Origin of the sequence: Rahnella sp. PD4 (genome assembly GCF_049199325.1) — a bacterium.
GTDB classification, from domain to species: Bacteria; Pseudomonadota; Gammaproteobacteria; order Enterobacterales; family Enterobacteriaceae; genus Rahnella; species Rahnella perminowiae.
The window spans coordinates 287,393-305,813 of record NZ_JBLZQF010000002.1 but is presented as its reverse complement, the minus strand read 5'-3'; the positions used below and the strand labels follow the sequence as shown (position 1 = coordinate 305,813).

Annotated in this window: 14 protein-coding genes; 13 read left to right on the top strand and 1 reads right to left on the bottom strand. The window is 50.4% G+C overall.

What is annotated here, in order from left to right:
- Positions 1-54: 54 nt before the first annotated feature.
- The 9 genes from ACOZIO_RS06125 (at position 55) to ACOZIO_RS06085 (ending at position 9,866) form a co-directional block, all read left to right on the top strand.
- Complete coding sequence (locus ACOZIO_RS06125) at positions 55-2,334, top strand: ComEC family protein (protein ID WP_421595194.1); 2,280 nt, start codon at positions 55-57, stop codon at positions 2,332-2,334.
- 38 nt (positions 2,335-2,372) lie between these two features.
- Entirely contained in the window at positions 2,373-4,121 is a 1,749-nt protein-coding gene (gene msbA, locus ACOZIO_RS06120; protein ID WP_129952491.1) for a lipid A ABC transporter ATP-binding protein/permease MsbA, read from the top strand.
- Positions 4,118-5,107: a tetraacyldisaccharide 4'-kinase gene (gene lpxK, locus ACOZIO_RS06115; protein ID WP_258453630.1), complete on the top strand. Its 990-nt coding sequence runs from the start codon at positions 4,118-4,120 to the stop codon at positions 5,105-5,107. Before msbA ends, lpxK begins: the two co-directional genes overlap by 4 nt.
- 351 nt (positions 5,108-5,458) lie before the next feature.
- Positions 5,459-5,668 (top strand): transcription antiterminator/RNA stability regulator CspE, encoded by a 210-nt coding sequence (gene cspE / locus ACOZIO_RS06110; protein WP_129952493.1) that lies wholly within the window; start codon positions 5,459-5,461, stop codon positions 5,666-5,668.
- Positions 5,669-5,929: 261 nt separating this feature from the next.
- Positions 5,930-6,142, top strand: coding sequence for a cold-shock protein (locus ACOZIO_RS06105; RefSeq protein WP_217156517.1), 213 nt, complete (start codon positions 5,930-5,932; stop codon positions 6,140-6,142).
- 95 nt (positions 6,143-6,237) lie between these two features.
- The gene (locus ACOZIO_RS06100) at positions 6,238-7,461 is read left to right on the top strand and encodes a winged helix-turn-helix domain-containing protein (protein ID WP_217139096.1); all 1,224 of its coding nucleotides are present in this window, start codon (positions 6,238-6,240) and stop codon (positions 7,459-7,461) included.
- A 378-nt stretch (positions 7,462-7,839) separates the two neighbouring features.
- On the top strand, positions 7,840-8,022 hold the full coding sequence (locus tag ACOZIO_RS06095) for a Trm112 family protein (protein WP_013574842.1): 183 nt from the start codon (positions 7,840-7,842) through the stop codon (positions 8,020-8,022).
- Positions 8,019-8,777: a 3-deoxy-manno-octulosonate cytidylyltransferase gene (kdsB, locus tag ACOZIO_RS06090; protein WP_129952495.1), complete on the top strand. Its 759-nt coding sequence runs from the start codon at positions 8,019-8,021 to the stop codon at positions 8,775-8,777. The genes ACOZIO_RS06095 and kdsB overlap by 4 nt, the downstream gene beginning before the upstream one ends.
- 195 nt (positions 8,778-8,972) lie before the next feature.
- Complete coding sequence (locus ACOZIO_RS06085; protein WP_129952496.1) at positions 8,973-9,866, top strand: YcbJ family phosphotransferase; 894 nt, start codon at positions 8,973-8,975, stop codon at positions 9,864-9,866.
- On the opposite strand, the gene elyC is transcribed toward ACOZIO_RS06085, so the two are convergent.
- Positions 9,859-10,647, bottom strand: a complete 789-nt coding sequence (gene elyC, locus ACOZIO_RS06080) for an envelope biogenesis factor ElyC (protein WP_258453628.1) — start codon at positions 10,645-10,647, stop codon at positions 9,859-9,861. The genes ACOZIO_RS06085 and elyC overlap by 8 nt on opposite strands.
- 156 nt (positions 10,648-10,803) lie before the next feature.
- Between elyC and cmoM the strand changes: the two genes are divergently transcribed.
- Genes cmoM through mukB form a run of 4 tightly spaced genes read left to right on the top strand, consistent with a single transcriptional unit; the run spans position 10,804 to position 18,065 of the window.
- A complete protein-coding gene (gene cmoM / locus ACOZIO_RS06075) occupies positions 10,804-11,589 on the top strand; it encodes a tRNA uridine 5-oxyacetic acid(34) methyltransferase CmoM (protein WP_129952498.1) in 786 nt (261 codons plus the stop codon).
- Positions 11,586-12,908, top strand: coding sequence for a chromosome partition protein MukF (gene mukF, locus ACOZIO_RS06070; protein WP_129952499.1), 1,323 nt, complete (start codon positions 11,586-11,588; stop codon positions 12,906-12,908). The genes cmoM and mukF overlap by 4 nt, the downstream gene beginning before the upstream one ends.
- The gene (mukE, locus tag ACOZIO_RS06065) at positions 12,889-13,620 is read left to right on the top strand and encodes a chromosome partition protein MukE (protein WP_129952500.1); all 732 of its coding nucleotides are present in this window, start codon (positions 12,889-12,891) and stop codon (positions 13,618-13,620) included. The genes mukF and mukE overlap by 20 nt, the downstream gene beginning before the upstream one ends.
- Complete coding sequence (mukB, locus tag ACOZIO_RS06060; RefSeq protein ID WP_421595094.1) at positions 13,617-18,065, top strand: chromosome partition protein MukB; 4,449 nt, start codon at positions 13,617-13,619, stop codon at positions 18,063-18,065. Before mukE ends, mukB begins: the two co-directional genes overlap by 4 nt.
- Positions 18,066-18,421: the final 356 nt, after the last annotated feature.

Genomic DNA, 18,421 nt, shown 5'->3' with positions numbered 1-18,421 from the left:
CCGGCACGAAAATATGTCTGAACAACGTGAAGGAAGTAAAACATCAAAATCTCACTGGACGAGGCTGCTTTAGCGGTTATTGCCGGCATGATGCCGCTGCTCATTTTTTCTGAACTCCCCACCGTTATTCAACGGGTTATGCTGTGTCTTTGTGCATTCTGTTGTTTCAGACTACATCACAGAATATTCAGCCTGATAGCGATCGGTCTGCTGAGCCTCAGTTGGGCCTCATTTCAGGGCGACATTCAACTTCATCAGATTTCAGCGCTTCAGGGCACAAAACGGCATGTTATCGCAGCGGTAGAAAGTATTAATCTCGGGAACACCAGCACATCCTCTGTACTCTTCAAGATTGAAAAAGTTGAAGATAAAATCCTCTTTCCACCGATCATGTTCCGCACTAACTGGGATGAGGGAGGGCAAGAACTTTTTGCGGGTCAGCGCTGGGATATGACCGTCAGCTTGCGTCCCGTCCATAGCATGCTCAATGAAGGCGGATTTGATGCCCAGCGCTGGGCGCTGGCTCAGCATGCGCCACTGACAGCAACGGTCCGCCACAGTCAGCCAGTTGACGCGAAAAGTTCGCTTCGTCAGCAGTTTATTCAGCGGGTGCAGCAGAAGATGCCGCTGATGGAAAATACGCCTGTGCTGATCGCACTGGCCTTTGGCGAAAAAGGATTAATAGAGAGGGCAGATAAGCTGCTGTTGCAACAGACGGGCATCGCCCATCTGGTGGCGATATCAGGTTTACATATCTCCGTGGCGGCATTATTCGGATGGTGGCTGGCACGTGGCATACAGTTTTTGATGCCGGTAAAGATGATTGACTATCGCTTTCCGTTATTGGTGAGCGTCGCTTTTCTGCTGACCTACACCTGGCTTTCCGGAGGCAACGCACCTGCAGTTCGTGCAGCGTTAGCGGTATCGATGTGGATCCTGCTGCGTCTGTTCCGTGTCCGCTGTCATCCGTGGCAGATATGGCTTTGGGTGGTTGCCATGCTTTTGCTGGCCGACCCTATGAATTTATTATCTGACAGTTTCTGGTTGTCATGCTTTGCCGTGGGGGCACTGGTTTTCTGGTTTCAGTGGGCACCTTTGCCGGCAATGTTTCAGCAGGCATGGTATTGGGCATTTTGCCGTTGGGGACATTTGCAGGTGGGGATGACGCTTCTACTCTGGCCCCTGCAGGTCTGGATTTTCCATGGCATGAACCTCTTTTCGTTTCCGGCCAATATGTGGGCCGTGCCGGTTGTTTCGCTGTTCACCGTCCCGCTGGTATTACTGGCCTTGTTGATGAGCGCCGTGCCCTATGCATTAGGAGGTTACGTCCAGGCTGTGCTCTGGCAACTGGCTGACGTTACCCTGAGGCTGGCCCTGTGGGGGGTTAAAGCATTACCTGACGGCTGGACCCCATTGAGTGAATCCTTTCTGGTCGTGAGCCTGATGGGATGGCTGGTGCTATTGTGCTGGCGGATTTGCCCGTTGAGATATTGTTTTTCACTTTTGCTGTCTCTTTTCGCGATTTCTTTCGTCTGGATGAACAGAAATCCACCAGAGCGCTGGCGGATTGATATGCTTGATGTCGGGCACGACTTGTCTGTTCTTATCAGCAAAAATGGCAAAGGTGTTCTTTATGATACCGGCAACAGGTGGGAAGGCGGATCAGCCGCTGAACAAAATATTATTCCGTTTTTAAACTGGAAGAATATCCAGCTGGAACAGATAATTATCAGTCATGATGACAAAGATCACCGGGGTGGGTTAACCGTATTGCAAAACCGATACCCTGCTGCCAGCGTACGTGAAAGTACCCTTTCTGATCAGCATCATCTGAAATGTATCGCGGGCGAGCAATGGCGGTGGCAGGGGTTGGATTTTGAAGTGTTGTGGCCAGAGAAAATGTCCGGCGATGCCCGGAATAACGACAGCTGTGTTATCCGCATTGATGATGGTTCATTCAGTTTGCTGCTGACCGGCGATATTGAAGCTGAAACGGAAAAAGCGCTGGTCAGGAAGTTGCGAAACACATTACGAGCCACGGCACTTCAGGTCCCTCATCATGGCAGCAATACTTCATCGATACCCCCTTTTCTACGGGCAGTCAAGCCGGTTATCGTACTGGCATCAGCCTCCCGTTTTAATAAATGGCATCTGCCGGCACATAAAGTTGTTAGCAGATACAACAAAGCGCGTTATGACTGGCATTCAACATCTGTATCGGGTCAACTCAGCCTCTTCATTTTTGATGATTATTGGACAATTAAAGGCTTACGTGAGCAATTAATCCCCCGTTGGTACCACCGCCAGTTTGGAGTATCTGCAGATAATGAGTAGAATAGACCGCTATTTCTTTCGATGCTGGTTGATATTGCATGATGAACGATAAAGATCTCTCCACATGGCAGACATTCCGTCGTCTGTGGCCGATGATCACACCTTTTAAAGCCGGGCTGATCGCTGCGGCTATTGCGCTGGTCGCAAACGCCGCCAGTGATACTTTCATGCTGTCTTTGCTGAAGCCGCTACTTGATGACGGTTTTGGTAAAGCTGACCGCTCCATACTACTTTGGATGCCCCTGGTCGTTATCGGTCTGATGATTGTACGCGGTATCAGTGGCTATATTTCGAGTTACTGCATTTCATGGGTTTCGGGCAAAGTCGTGATGCATATGCGTCGCCGTCTGTTTGGTCACATGATGAGAATGCCCGTGGCATTCTTTGACCAGCAATCCACGGGTACCTTACTTTCCCGTATTACTTATGATTCCGAGCAGGTCGCGTCTTCGTCTTCCAGTGCGCTGGTGACTGTTGTACGAGAGGGGGCGTCAATCATTGGTCTGTTTGTGATGATGTTCTATTACAGCTGGCAGCTTTCTGTAATCCTGTTAGTGATTGCGCCGATTGTTTCTGTTGTTATCCGCGTGGTGTCTAAACGATTCCGTAATATCAGTAAGACAATGCAAAACACCATGGGGCAGGTGACGACCAGTGCAGAACAGATGCTGAAAGGGCATAAAGAAGTATTGATCTTCGGTGGTCAGAAAGTTGAAACCGCGCGTTTTGATAAAGTGAGTAACCGTATGCGCCAGCAAGGTATGCGCATGGTTTCCGCCTCTTCAATTTCAGACCCGATTATTCAGTTGATCGCTTCTCTGGCACTGGCATTTGTGTTGTATGCGGCAAGCTTCCCGTCGGTGATGGAAACGCTTAGTGCGGGTACTATTACCGTTGTGTTCTCTTCTATGATTGCCCTTATGCGCCCCTTGAAGTCACTGACTAACGTGAACTCCCAGTTCCAGCGTGGTATGGCAGCTTGTCAGACGCTGTTCTCCATTCTGGATATGGAACAGGAAAAAGATGAGGGCAAACTGGAAGTCAAACGCGTAAAAGGTGATGTCGAGTTTAAAAACGTGACCTTCACTTATCCGGGGCGTGATATTCCTGCTTTGCGTAATATTTCCTTCAGCCTGCCGGAAGGCAAAACCGTTGCACTGGTTGGTCGCTCAGGTTCAGGAAAATCGACAATCGCGAATTTGCTGACCCGTTTCTATGACATTCAGGAAGGTGAAATCCTGATGGATGGTCATGATCTTCGGGAATATACGCTGTCGTCATTACGTGATCAGGTGGCCCTCGTTTCTCAGAACGTCCATCTGTTTAATGACACCATTGCCAATAATATCGCTTACGCCCGTACGGATATGTACTCCCGCGAAGAAATCGAAAAAGCGGCGACGATGGCTTACGCAATGGACTTTATCAGCAAAATGGATAAAGGGCTGGATACGGTCATTGGTGAAAATGGCGTTCTGCTCTCTGGTGGTCAGCGTCAGCGTATCGCGATTGCTCGTGCTTTATTGCGTGACTCACCGGTTTTGATACTTGATGAAGCGACATCGGCCCTTGATACCGAATCTGAGCGTGCTATTCAGGCTGCGCTGGATGAGCTGCAGAAAAACCGCACATCACTGGTGATCGCACACCGTTTATCTACTATCGAAAAGGCCGATGAGATTCTGGTAATCGAAGATGGTTGCGTGGTGGAACGTGGTTCTCATGCGAGCCTGCTTGAAGAGCGTGGTGTTTACTCACAACTCTACCGGATGCAATTTGGGCAATGATTGATCGTATCTGGTCAGGCACATCACCGCTATATCTTGTACTCCTGCCTCTGGCATGGCTTTATGGTCTGATCGCGAATCTGATCCGTTATAGCTATAAAGCCGGGCTGAAAAAAAGCTGGCGGGCCCCGGTGCCCGTTGTGGTGGTCGGTAACCTGACCGCCGGAGGAAACGGTAAAACACCGGTGGTTATCTGGCTGGTTGAAACATTGCAACAGCATGGTTTTCGTGTTGGCGTTGTTTCTCGCGGTTACGGTGGGAAAGCGGAACGCTATCCGCTTCTCCTGAACGAGAGTACGTCAACTGCGCAAGCGGGTGACGAGCCTGTCCTGATCTTTCAAAGAACAGGGGCACCGGTTGCGGTGTCTCCTGTTCGCTCTGATGCCGTGAAGGCATTGCTTGCGGAGCATGAGCTTGACATCGTGATTACCGACGACGGGCTGCAGCATTATGCACTGCAGCGTGATATCGAAATTGTCGTCGTCGACGGTGTCCGCCGTTTTGGTAATGGTCACTGGTTACCTGCAGGCCCGATGCGTGAACGCGAATCGCGTCTGCGTTCAGTCGATGCAGTGATTACAAATGGTGGTACCGCACAGGCTGGTGAACTGGCCATGATCCTTGAGCCAGGTAAGGCGGTAAATTTGGCTACGGGAGAGCAGCGTGATGCCGGTAGCTTAAAAAATGTGGTTGCTATGGCGGGGATTGGACATCCGCCTCGTTTTTTTGCCACGCTTAGACAGCTAGGGGTTGTCCTGCAAAAGGAAATCGCTTTTTCTGATCATCGGACTTATTCCGCCACACTCCTTTCTGCCGTAATACAACCTGGCCAGACTCTCCTTATGACTGAAAAAGATGCGGTGAAATGCCGGGCTTTTGCGCAACCTGACTGGTGGTATTTGCCGGTTGAAGCAAAGATTACAGGGAGGAAAGCCGAGAAATTACTGCAAAAAATATCAGATCTGATTTTAGAAAAAAGGCCTTAAGTGCGCTGAATGACCTTAAAGCTGCACCTTGTATAAAAAAATTAAGCTGATTAAAATCCCCGTCCCCTCTGATTTTAAAGACTTATATTTTATTATGGCGTTAGAGTTCAGAATAATTACGCAGTGGGGGTTGCTATTGCTCTGAACTTATGAGTAAATGCATGCAGCCTGTGTTGCAGCGCTATTTATGTATGAGTGTAGAGTAAAGCAGTTCCTCCCAGACGTTATCTGTTTCCCCATGATTCCGCTTCCAAGACGAACCTTCTAAGTCCTCCCCATAAGTAATTGTCTGAACTATTGGCTCACATTGCCGAATGGCAGGATTTTATATTTCGTAAAAAGGTTTTAAATATGTCTAAGAAAAATGGTCAGGTTAAGTGGTTCAATGAAAGCAAAGGTTTTGGTTTTATTGAGCAAGCTGATGGCGGTAAGGATGTATTCGTACATTTCTCCGCAATCGCAACCGAGGGTTTCAAGACGTTGGCAGAAGGCCAGCGTGTAGAATACACCATTCAGGATAGCCCGCGCGGTCCTGCTGCTGCTAACGTTATTGCGCTCTGAAAAGAGACGAGCGTAATGATATGAAACAACGTTAATCGTTCATCATATTAGCAGCGCAAAACCCGCCGGATGGCGGGTTTTTCATACCTGGAAAGGTCAATGCGACGTGTATATGATGTCGCGAAAGTTATAAAAATAATCGTTAAAACAAATTCGCTCATTAGAGGTTTTTTATAAAAAAATAACTTAGCAATGGGCAAACGCATCCGAACAATAATAAAAAAGTGTGTTCATGGATGCCCAAAAGAAAGGATAGAAATTATGATGTTAAAAATGGGTTTAGTTAAATGGTACAACCAGGCTAAAGGCTACGGTTTTATTTGTCCGCTCGATGGTTCTTCTGAAATTTATGTTCATCGTACTTCCATCGCAAATACGGGTAATAAATCTCTGAGTGCCGGTCAGAAGGTTGAGTTCACCACTTACCGCAGCGTAGCACACGGCCCTTCCGCGGCTGATGTTATTGCATTCTGAGTCCGGTTTTGTTGTTCACCGTTGAGTTGAATTTTACGCTCCGGTAAAAATATGCTATCGGTATCCGCAGTTAAATTACTGCCACGGATACCGATATGTCTCACCCGGTTATATCTCTTGCTTCAGCCCGCGCCCTGCATTTATCTGCGCAAAATCTTCTTGAGCCTGTCACCCGAAAGCCTGTTGCAGCGGATGTCGTGGACACGATCCGTGATATGGGCTTACTGCAAATCGATACCATAAGTGTCGTTGCGCGCAGTCCTTATCTTGTGCTGTTTAGCCGCTTAGGTAATTACGATCCTCAGTGGCTGGAACAGGCACTCTCAGCAGGAAAAATATTCGAATATTGGGCACATGAGGCTTGTTTTATTCCCAGCGAAGATTACGGACTCCTGCGCCACCGGATGCTGAATCCTCAGGGAATGGGGTGGAAATTTTCGCAAGCCTGGTTTGATGAACATCAGACGGATATTGCGGCGCTGTTGAGCCATATTGCCGACAAGGGGCCCGTACGTTCGGCAGACTTCAGTGCAGACAAGAAGTCTGCCAGTGGCTGGTGGGACTGGAAGCCGCATAAAAAGCATCTGGAAACGTTGTTTACCACCGGGAAACTGATGGTGTCAGAGCGGCGTAATTTTCATCGGGTTTACGACCTTGCTGAACGGGTGATGCCAGGCTGGGACGATGCGAGCCAAACGCTTGAACAGGCCGTGGCGGAACAACAGATGCTGCGGCGTTCGGCGCAATATCTCGGCATCTTCAAACCCGAATGGCTGGCGGACTACTACCGCCTCAGGCGCGTGAATACCAAGGCTGTGATTGCACAATTGCTGGCAGATGAGGAGATTACACCGATCGAAGTGACCGGGCTCGAAGGTACTTATTATGTTCATCGCAAACAGTTTCCCCTCCTGCAACAAGCCATCAAATCACGGATCGGTTCAACCGTCACCACGCTGCTTTCACCGTTTGATCCGGTGGTATGGGATCGTAAACGTGTGTCGACGTTATTTAATTTCGAATACCGGATCGAATGTTATACCCCACAAGCAAAACGCCAGTATGGATATTTCACACTTCCCTTATTGCAGCGCGGTGAGCTGATTGGCAGGGTGGATGCAAAAATGCATCGCAAAGAAAAAATACTGGAAGTGAAAAGCCTGCATCTTGAGCCGGATGTCACGATGGCTTCACGAAGGGCAAAAGATATACACGGAGCAATCAGCCGTTTTGCACAGTGGCAGGGAGCTGAAAAAGTCAAAATCGTGAATGTACCTGAAACGCTAACGGCGCTTTGGGGAAAAGACTGGCAGATTTGAGGTTATAAAATGAAACGGCTGCATCAGGCAGCCGTTATTTCACGATGATTGCAGGTGACATTCAGCTTAGTGGCTGAAGTTAGCGAACATAGCGATGATTTTGTTAATGGTTTTCATTTTTAGAGCTCATGTTTAGGGTTGATAGTGTGACTTGCATCACAGAAAAAATTCTACTCCCACAAATTGGGCAACGCAATCCTCCCACGAAGATATTTTTTTACAAAAACGTAACTTTTTGAGGCCATATTTGAGGATCAGTGAGAATTAACGTGCGGTGCGGCGTTATGCTATTCTCTTGAACCGCTATGTTGTGTTTCCAATGCTTTTTTGCGTTGCACCTTGCTGAAAATGCGGTGTATTCGCCTCCGGGAGGAATTTATGGACCACCGTTTGCTTGAAATCGTTGCGTGCCCCGTCTGTAACGGGAAGCTTTACTTTAATAAAGAGTCGCAGGAATTAGTGTGTAAGGCAGACAGCCTGGCTTATCCAGTGCGTGAGGGGATTCCCGTATTATTAGAAAACGAGGCCCGACCGCTTTCTGTTGATGAGACACACCCATGAGTTTTGTTGCCATCATCCCGGCCCGCTTCGGGTCAAGCCGTTTACCGGGTAAGCCGTTGGCCGATATCAACGGTAAGCCTATGGTTGTGCATGTGATGGAGCGTGCACTGGAGTCCGGGGCTAAACGTGTAATTGTTGCGACAGATCATCCTGACGTTGTGGCGGCGGTTGAAGCTGCTGGCGGTGAAGTTTGCCTTACACGAGCTGACCATCAGTCAGGCACCGAACGTCTGGCTGAAGTGATCGAGGTATGTCACTTTGCTGATGATGAAATCATCGTCAATGTGCAGGGTGATGAGCCGCTGATCCCGCCTGTTATTATCCGTCAGGTGGCGGATAATCTGGCAAACAGTGAAGCAGGAATGGCGACACTGGCTGTGCCGATTGAAACAGCGGAAGAAGCGTTTAACCCGAATGCGGTAAAAGTGGTTCGGGATGCCAAAGGCTATGCCATGTATTTTTCCCGTGCTGCCATTCCGTGGGAACGTGAACGTTTTGCCGTGTCGAAAGAAACAGTCGGTGATGTCTTCCTCCGTCATATCGGTATTTATGCTTACCGTGCCGGTTTCATTCGCCAGTATGTGAAATGGGAACCGACTAAACTGGAGCACATTGAATTACTCGAACAACTCCGGGTACTGTGGTACGGTGAAAAAATCCACGTTGATGTAGCGAAGGCCATTCCTTCTGTGGGTGTTGATACCGCTGAGGATCTGGAACGTGTGCGCGTGATTTTGGGCCATAAAAATTCCTGATCCGACAAGGTATAAGTGCTCATAAAAGCGGAATGTTCCGGCATTCCGTTTTGTCATTTCTGTTCTCTTTTCGTTTTGCGTACTGCCTTCCTGTTTCTGTCCAGACTATCCGGTTTTTATTTGATCTGACACGGGGTAATCCTTTCCTGAAGCTTTCATCATAAACGTTAATTTATTTGTCACTGCGAACACGTTATGGAACAGCTAAAAGCCGAATTGAGTATTGTGCTGGGCGAGCGTTTATCCCGTCTTGAATGTGTCAGTGAGCAGCCTTATGCGCATCTTTTCTCTCTCTATGATGAGCAGGGTTATGCGATGCCATTGATGGCGAAGAGTTTTGTCTGTCAGGGAATCGCCGGGCAGGAGGCTTATAAATTATCCATGCTGGCACGGGAGGGCGTGGTACGGGTGCCGGCGGTTTATGGCATGGTCACCACGCATCAGAAACCGTATCAGGAAATCTTGCTCATTGAGCGTCTGCGCGGCGTATCGGCGGAAGCACCAACACGTACTCCTGAGCGCTGGCAAATACTGCAGGAGCAAATTGTTGAGGCGATGCTGGCGTGGCACCGGATTGACAGTCACGGTTGTGTCGGTTCGGTAGACAGCACTCAGGAAAATCGCTGGGAAAATTGGTACCCGCAGAGGATCGAAGTATTGTGGGCAACGTTATCCCATTTACAGGCCCCTGAACTCACCCCTGAAGATCGTACGCTGCTTTTCCGTTCCCGTGCCTGTATCCCTGCGTTGTTTGAAGGATTTGACGATACACCGGTATTGGTTCACGGTAATCTTTCGCTACGCAGCATGCTCAAAGATCCGCGCAGCGATCAGTTACTGGCGATGATTAATCCCGGCACCGTGTTATGGGCGCCGCGCGAGTTTGATCTCTTCAGACTGTGGGAAAAAGGAATGAGCGAGCAACTGCTGTTTGGTTATCTCCACAAAGCACCCGTTTCGGAAACGTTCCTTGCCCGTCGCTGGTTGTATCTGGTGTGGGAATCTGTCGCACATCTGATCCATACCGGCAAGCTCGATCGCCGTCAGTTCGATTATGCACGACAACAACTGTTGCCGTGGCTTAACTGAGCGGCTTCGCAGCGGGTGCCGGCAGTGTCATCCATTGCCATATGCGCCCCAGCGTTTCATACCATGCCCGCTCACTGTGAGACAGGAACAGTGTCTGTGGTAATGCTTTTTCCCACGGATTGAGCGGGGAATCTATCGCAAGTTGATTTGCCGGCGCCGGAATCGGATTCAGTCCCAGTTGCCGGAAAAAAATAATCGCCCGCGGCAGATGATTAGCCGATGTCACCAGCACAAAGGGCTGCTCTCCCAGCATTTCTTTCACCTGTAAAGCTTCCTGATGTGTATCCCGTGGCCTGTCGAGTAAAATAATATCGCTTTGCGGCACACCTAAACTCTCCGCCACTTTTCCGGCAACCGCAGCGCTGCTCACCGGATTGGTCATGGCCCGCGCACCGGTGAAGATCATTTTCGAACCGGGGTTTGCCCGGTAAATGCGGATCCCTTCGGCCACGCGAGGAAGACTGTTACTGATGAGATTAGAACTCGGTGCCCACGCCGGATTATAGGTATAACCCCCACCCAGTACGACGACATATTTTACCGGCGCATGGCCGTCAGCCTGATAAGTCGGGTAGACCGATTCAATGGGGCGGAGCAGGTTATCCGCCACAGGTTGCAGGCTGAGCAGCAACAGAAGCAGCCAACTCAGTGAAAAAAACACTTTTCCGGTTTTTTGCCACCGGGTTATCCACAGCAATACCAGTGCTATCGCCATGAGAAGCAGAATAAATGGCAGAGGTAATAGCAGGCCTCCCAGCGTCTTTTTTAGGGTAAATAACATCAGAAACCGATCCTTTTGGGTGAAAAAACGACATCCGGGCGTGAATCCGCGTCAGGATGATTTATTCTATGCCAGCCTGTGCCAAAATAGCACTTCACCCGGCATTGCCGCACAGCCATCATTCACCAAATTGTTTTCAGAAGCAGGGTTCATTTCATGCAGGATCGTAATTTCGACGATATGGCCGAGAAATTCTCGCGCAATATCTACGGCACAACAAAGGGACGTATCCGTCAGGCTGTGCTGGGTCAGGATTTGCATGATTTATTACAGACTTTGCCTCAGCGGCCATTGCGTATCCTTGATGCGGGCGGCGGGGAAGGACAAATGGCCTGCGAACTGGCAGCTTTAGGACATAAGGTCTTGTTGTGTGATCTTTCCGGTGAGATGATCCGGCGCGCTGAGGCTGCTGCGCTGGAAAAAGGTGTGAGCAACAACATGCAATTTGTACAATGTCCGGCTCAGAATATCGCCGAACATTTGGAACAACCGGTTGATCTGATATTGTTCCATGCGGTCATCGAATGGCTGGCAGAGCCACAGCAGGCAATGGCTGCGCTGGTAGATTGCCTGGCACCGGGCGGGGCATTATCGCTGATGTTTTACAATATCCACGGTCTGGTCATGCGGCATATGATCCTCGGCAATTTCGGTCATGTTGAAGCCGGTGTGCCAAAAATCAAAAAAAGCTCCCTGCTACCCGATCACCCACTGGAACCGGCTCAGGTTTATCAGTGGCTGGAAGAACTTGGAATGCAGATCAGCGGCAAGACCGGTGTTAGAGTGTTCCATGATTATTTGCGAAACAGACAACAACATAAACAGGATTTTGACGAGCTTCTGGCGCTGGAGCAGCGTTATTGCCGCCAGGAACCTTTTGTTAGTTTGGGACGTTACATCCACGTGATGGCGCACAAACCCATTCTGAAGGACGAATTATGAGCGAATTTTCCCAGACTGTACCCGAACTGGTCGCCTGGGCACGAAAAAATGATTTCTCAATTTCGCTGCCAACGGAGCGGCTGGCTTTTCTTCTGGCGATTGCCACATTAAACAGCGAGCGCCTTGATGGGGAAATGAGTGAGGGTGAACTGGTCGATGCATTTCGTCACGTCAGCAAGGGATTTGAGCAGACAAACGAAACCATCACCGTACGTGCCAATAATGCCATCAATGACATGGTGCGTCAGCGTTTGCTCAACCGTTTCGTCAGTGAACTGGCTGACGGTAATGCTATCTATCGCCTGACGCCTTTGGCGATCGGCATTTCAGATTATTACATCCGCCAGCGTGAATTCTCTACGTTGCGGTTGTCTATGCAATTGTCGATTGTGGCGCAGGAACTCAAGCGTGCGGCGGATGCAGCCGAAGAGGGTGGCGATGATTTCCACTGGCATCGCAATGTTTACGCGCCACTGAAATACTCCGTTGCTGAAATTTTTGACAGCATCGATATGACGCAAAGGGTCATGGACGAACAGCAGCAGGGCGTGAAAGATGACATTGCCGCGTTGCTGAATAAAGACTGGCGCGCGGCAATTTCCAGTTGTGAAATCCTCCTGTCAGAAACCTCGGGCACGCTGCGTGAATTGCAGGATACGTTAGAAGCCGCCGGTAACCTGTTGCAGGCGCATCTTATGCGTATTCAGGATGCCACGATGGTCGAACTCGATTTGAGCTTTGTCGACAAACTGGTTTTCGACTTGCAGAACAAACTCGACCGTATTACCAGCTGGGGTCAGCAGGCAATTGACCTGTGGATTGGCTATGACCGCCATGTGCATAAATTTATCCGTACCGCCATCGATATGGATAAAAACCGGGTGTTTGCGCAACGTCTGCGCCAGTCGGTGCAGAACTACTTTGATCAGCCGTGGACGCTGACGTTCGCCAATGCCGATCGTCTGCTGGATATGCGTGATGAAGAACTGGCCCTGCGTAGCGAAGAAGTGACCGGCGAACTTCCGCCAGATCTTGAGTTTGAAGAGTTTAACGAAATCCGCGAACAACTTGCGGCATTGATTGAACAGGCCTTACAGGTTTATCAGCAACAAAAAACGCCGCTCAATCTGGGCATGGTAATGCGCGAATACCTTAAACAGTATCCGCGTGCCCGACATTTTGATGTCGCGCGAATTGTGGTCGACCAGGCCGTGCGCCTTGGTGTGGCTGAAGCAGATTTTTCAGGATTGCATGCTGAATGGCAGGCAATCAATGATTACGGAGCCAAGGTGCAGGCCCATGTCATCGACAAATATTGAACACATAATGCCAGCTAAGCTGGCGCAGGCACTGGCAAACTCAGTGTTTCCTGCTCTCGACAGTCAGCTGCGTTCTGGCCGTCATATTGGCATTGATGAACTGGATAACCATGCTTTTCTGATGGATTATCAGGAAGAAATGGAACTCTTTTACAGCCGCTACAATGTGGAATTAATCCGGGCACCGGAAGGTTTTTTCTATCTGCGTCCGCGCTCGACCACGCTTATCCCGCGTTCAGTGTTATCTGAACTGGATATGATGGTGGGGAAAATTCTCTGCTATTTGTATCTGAGCCCGGAACGTCTGGCGCATGAGGGGATTTTTACTCAGCAGGAACTGTACGACGAATTACTGAGCCTGGCGGATGAAAGTAAATTACTCAAATACGTCAATCAGCGCTCAACCGGCTCAGATTTGGATCGCCAGAAGTTGCAGGACAAAGTTCGTACGTCGCTCAATCGCCTGCGCCGTCTGGGTATGGTGTATTTCATGGGTGTTGACAGCAGCAAGTTCCGTATCACCGAAGCGGTATTCCGTTTTGGTGCGGATGTCCGCAGCGGCGATGACGCGCGCGAAGCACAGTTGCGGATGATCCGCGACGGTGAAGCGATGCCTGTCGACAGCGCGCTGTCACTGAATGACGAAAGTGAGGACGGCGAACCGCTGGCAGGGCAGCAAGGGCATGAGAGCGCAGAGGATGAACAGGAATGATTGAACGCGGTAAATTTCGCTCACTGACGCTGGTTAACTGGAACGGGTTCTTCGCCCGTACGTTTGACCTTGATTCACTGGTCACCACGCTTTCCGGCGGCAACGGGGCGGGTAAATCCACCACAATGGCGGCTTTCGTCACCGCCCTGATCCCCGATCTGACGTTACTGCATTTCCGTAACACAACGGAAGCGGGCGCCACCTCCGGTTCACGTGATAAAGGTCTGCACGGTAAATTACGTGCGGGTGTCTGTTACTCGGTTCTGGATGTGGTGAACTCGCGTCACCAGCGCATTGTTGTGGGGGTTCGCCTGCAGCAGGTCGCCGGCCGTGACCGTAAAGTCGATATCAAACCTTTCACCATTCAGGGTTTGCCGATTGCGGTGAATCCGACAGAAATGCTGACCGAGACGGTCGGCGAACGTCAGGCCCGCGTGCTGCCTTTGCAGGAGCTGAAAGATCGCGTTGAGGCAATGGAAGGCGTACAGTTCAAGCAGTTCAACTCCATTACTGATTATCATGCCCTGATGTTTGATCTGGGTGTGATTCCGCGTCGTTTACGTTCAGCATCCGACCGCAGTAAATTTTATCGTCTGATTGAAGCCTCACTTTACGGCGGTATTTCCAGTGCCATCACTCGTTCCCTGCGCGACTATTTGTTGCCTGAAAACAGTGGTGTGCGTAAAGCTTTCCAGGATATGGAAGCGGCGCTGCGTGAAAACCGCATGACGCTGGAAGCGATCCGCGTGACGCAATCTGACCGCGATCTGTTTAAGCATCTGATTTCTGAAGCAACGTCTTACGTAGCCGCAGACTATATGCGTCATGCCAATGAGCGCCGCATTCATCTAGATGGTGCGCTTGTGCTGCGTAATGATTTGTTTAGCAGCCGCAAGCAGTTATCCGGCGAACAATATCGTCATGTCGAAATGGCGCGTGAGCTGGCCGAGCAAAGTGGTTCGCAAAGCGATTTGGAAACCGATTATCAGGCCGCCAGCGATCATCTGAGTCTGGTTCAGACGGCGATGCGTCAGCAGGAAAAAATCGAGCGTTATGAAAGTGACCTCGAAGAGCTGACGTATCGTCTGGAAGAGCAGAACGAAGTGGTGGCCGAAGCCAGCGAGCAGCACGCCGAATATGAAGCACGCGCTGAGGCCGCTGAACAGGAAGTGGATGAGCTGAAAAGCCAGCTTGCCGATTACCAGCAGGCGCTGGATGTTCAGCAGACCCGTGCGATCCAGTATCAGCAGGCGTTACAGGCCATTGAACGTGCGCGCGACTTGTGTCAGATCCCCGATCTGAGCATTCAGAACAGCGAAACATGGCTGGAAACGTTCCAGGGCAAAGAACAGGAAGCCACTGAAATCCTGTTGATGCTGGAACAGAAGATGAGTGTTGCTTCTGCCGCCCATAATCAGTTTGAAACCGCTTATCAGTTGGTGGTGAAAATCGCCGGTGAAGTGAGCCGCAGTGAAGCCTGGCAGACGGCACGTGAATTACTGCGTGACTGGTCTTCCCGGCAGCATCAGGCTGAGCGTGTCGAACCGCTGCGCATGCGGTTGTCCGAACTTGAAGGCCGCCTGCGTGAGCAGCAGGATGCTGAGCGTCAGTTGCAGGAGTTCTGCAAACGTACGGGGCAGGATGTGCACCCTGAAGATCTGGACGAAATGCAGCGTGAGCTGGAAGTTCAGATTGAAGAATTACAGGGTGTGGTGTCGCAGGCAGGTGAACGTCGCATGGAAATGCGCCAGGAGCTTGAACGTGTTCAGTCGCGCATTCGTGAACTGACCGCCCGTGCCCCCGTCTGGCTGGCCGCGCAGGAAGCACTCAGTCAGTTAAGCGAGCAAAGTAAGGAACCGCTGGAAAGCAGTCAGCAGGTGACCGAATACATGCAGCAACTTTTGGAAACGGAACGCGAAACGACAGTTGAGCGTGACGAAGTGGCTGCCCGCAAACGTCGCATTGAAGGGCAAATTACCCGCCTCAGCCAGCCGAGTGGTGCGGAAGATTCCCGCATGATCGCGCTTGCAGAACGTTTCGGTGGAGTATTGTTGTCGGAAATTTACGACGATGTCACCATCGACGATGCACCTTACTTCTCCGCATTGTATGGTCCGTCCCGTCACGCAATTGTGGTACCTGATTTATCTCTGATCCGCGACCAACTTGACGGTCTGGATGATTGCCCGGAAGATCTCTATCTCATCGAAGGGGATCCGCAGTCATTTGATGACAACGTGTTCGAAGTGGAAGAAATGCAGGGTGCGGTACTGGTTAAAACGGGTGATCGTCAGTGGCGTTATTCTCACTTCCCGCAAGTGCCGTTGTTTGGCCGTGCGGCGCGTGAGAACCGTCTGGAAACCCTGCATAAAGAACGCGAAAGCCTGTCAGAACGTTATGCGACATTGTCGTTTGATGTGCAGAAAATTCAGCGCGCACATCAGGCGTTCAGCCGCTTTATCGGCAGCCATTTAGCCGTGGCGTTCGATGCCGATCCTGAAGCTGAAATCCGTACCCTGAGCGGACGCCGCGGTGAGCTGGAACGCGCCATTAATGCGCATGAAGGCCAAAATCAGCAACAGCGCCAGCAATACGAGCAGGCGAAAGATGCTATCGGCATGCTCAATAAATTGCAGCCGCGTGTCGGTTTGCTATGCGATGAGACACTGATTGATCGGGTCGAAGAAATTCGTGAAGAGATGGAAGAGGCGCAGGATTGCGCCCGCTTCATTCAGCAGCACGGTGTTTCACTGAGCAAGCTGGAACCGCTGGTATCGGTGCTGCAAAGCGACCCGGAACAGCATGAGCAATTGAAAGAAGATTACGCCCAGGCGCAGCATGTACAGCGACTGGCGAAGCAGCAGGCATTTGCCCTGACCGAAGTGGTTCAGCGCCGTGCTCACTTCAGTTATACCGACTCTGCCGGTATGCTCAATGAAAACAGCGACCTGAATGATAAACTGCGTCAGCGTCTGGAACATGCGGAAGCAGAACGTACACGCGCCCGTGAACAAATGCGTCAGCATCAGACGCAACTGACGCAGTACAGTCAGGTTCTGGCCTCGCTGAAAAGTTCGTTCGATGCCAAACGCGATATGCTCAAGGAACTGAGTCAGGAATTACAGGATATCGGCGTTCAGGCGGATGCCAATGCGGAAGCACGCGCCAAAACCCGCCGTGACGAACTGCACAGCGCGCTCAGTACTAACCGTGCGCGCTGTAATCAGCTCGAAAAGCAAATCACCTTCTGCGAAGCTGAAATGGATAACCTGCAGAAGAAACTGCGCAAACTTGAGCGTGATTATCATCAGAGCCGCGAACAGGTTGTGACCGCAAAAGCGGGCTGGTGTGCGGTGATGCGTTTGGTGAAAGACAATGGTGTTGAACGCCGTCTGCACCGCCGTGAGCTGGCTTATATGGATGGCGACGAACTGCGTTCCATGTCAGATAAATCCCTGGGTGCGCTGCGTCTGGCGGTGTCTGATAACGAACATCTGCGCGATGTGCTGCGTCTGTCCGAAGATCCGAAACGCCCTGAGCGTAAAATCCAGTTCTATATTGCCGTCTATCAGCATCTGCGCGAACGTATCCGCCAGGATATTATTCGTACCGATGATCCGGTTGAAGCGATTGAACAGATGGAAATCGAGCTGGGACGTCTGACTGAAGAGCTGACAGCCCGTGAGCAACAACTGGCGATCAGTTCCCGCAGCGTGGCAAATATCATCCGCAAAACCATTCAGCGCGAACAAAATCGTATTCGTCAGCTTAACCAGGGGCTGCAGGCAGTGGCGTTTGGTCAGGTGAAAAGCGTCCGTCTGAATGTGAACGTGCGTGAAGCGCATGCGGGACTGCTGGATGTGCTTTCTGAACAGCAGGAACAGCATCAGGACTTGTTCAGCAGTAACCGTCTGACTTTCTCGGAGGCGCTGGCGAAACTCTATCAGCGTCTGAACCCGCAAATTGATATGGGTCAGCGTACACCGCAAACTATTGGCGAAGAACTTCTGGATTACCGCAACTATCTCGAAATGGAAGTGGAAGTAAACCGGGGTTCGGATGGCTGGCTGCGCGCAGAAAGCGGGGCGCTGTCAACAGGTGAAGCGATCGGTACCGGTATGTCGATTCTGGTAATGGTTGTTCAGAGCTGGGAAGATGAGTCGAGCCGTATGCGAGGAAAGGATATTTCGCCTTGTCGTCTGCTGTTCCTCGATGAAGCCGCGCGTCTGGATGCGAAATCTATTGCCACACTGTTTGAGCTTTGCGACCGTCTGGAAATGCAACTGATTATCGCAGCACCGGAAAACATCAGCCCGGAAAAAGGGACGACGTATAAACTGGTGCGTAAAGTCTTTGGCAATAATGAGCATGTACACGTCGTTGGTTTGCGTGGATTTGCCGCTGAACAGCCTGCTCTGGTCAATACGGAAGCTGACGTTTCCTGATTATTTTCAGATAAAACAGCTGATTGATTTTAAAAGCCCCGGCCCATGATCGCCGGGGCTTTTTATTAGAATTACCCCCATTTCACTTATATTTGTTTAAAAAACAGTGATGCTCTAAATACCGCGCAAGGCAAAGCTAAAGTGTTGTGTAATTTATAGGCGAATGCTTAAAAACAACTCATAAACACGTAACGGAAGGCTTTATTTAAACTGACAGCTGACTTAGAGTCTTTACGTGACATGCGGGCTCTATTTCATTGAGTTCCTACGCAAAAAAAGAATTCTCTTTATATACTTAATCCAAGAGCTGCAGGCTCAGTTTTGGGGATGAAATTGGGCACCTTATCGGGAGGCAA

What these genes read in the sequence shown, in the direction of transcription:
- ACOZIO_RS06085 (WP_129952496.1), top strand. Translation starts at nt 8,973, where the DNA reads ATGGAACAGCTAAAAGCCGAATTGAGTATTGTGCTGGGCGAGCGTTTA.
- elyC (WP_258453628.1), bottom strand. Translation starts at nt 10,647, where the DNA reads ATGTTATTTACCCTAAAAAAGACGCTGGGAGGCCTGCTATTACCTCTG.
- msbA (WP_129952491.1), top strand. Translation starts at nt 2,373, where the DNA reads ATGATGAACGATAAAGATCTCTCCACATGGCAGACATTCCGTCGTCTG.
- mukE (WP_129952500.1), top strand. Translation starts at nt 12,889, where the DNA reads ATGTCATCGACAAATATTGAACACATAATGCCAGCTAAGCTGGCGCAG.
- ACOZIO_RS06095 (WP_013574842.1), top strand. Translation starts at nt 7,840, where the DNA reads ATGGACCACCGTTTGCTTGAAATCGTTGCGTGCCCCGTCTGTAACGGG.
- cspE (WP_129952493.1), top strand. Translation starts at nt 5,459, where the DNA reads ATGTCTAAGAAAAATGGTCAGGTTAAGTGGTTCAATGAAAGCAAAGGT.
- kdsB (WP_129952495.1), top strand. Translation starts at nt 8,019, where the DNA reads ATGAGTTTTGTTGCCATCATCCCGGCCCGCTTCGGGTCAAGCCGTTTA.
- ACOZIO_RS06100 (WP_217139096.1), top strand. Translation starts at nt 6,238, where the DNA reads ATGTCTCACCCGGTTATATCTCTTGCTTCAGCCCGCGCCCTGCATTTA.
- lpxK (WP_258453630.1), top strand. Translation starts at nt 4,118, where the DNA reads ATGATTGATCGTATCTGGTCAGGCACATCACCGCTATATCTTGTACTC.
- mukF (WP_129952499.1), top strand. Translation starts at nt 11,586, where the DNA reads ATGAGCGAATTTTCCCAGACTGTACCCGAACTGGTCGCCTGGGCACGA.
- ACOZIO_RS06105 (WP_217156517.1), top strand. Translation starts at nt 5,930, where the DNA reads ATGATGTTAAAAATGGGTTTAGTTAAATGGTACAACCAGGCTAAAGGC.
- cmoM (WP_129952498.1), top strand. Translation starts at nt 10,804, where the DNA reads ATGCAGGATCGTAATTTCGACGATATGGCCGAGAAATTCTCGCGCAAT.
- mukB (WP_421595094.1), top strand. Translation starts at nt 13,617, where the DNA reads ATGATTGAACGCGGTAAATTTCGCTCACTGACGCTGGTTAACTGGAAC.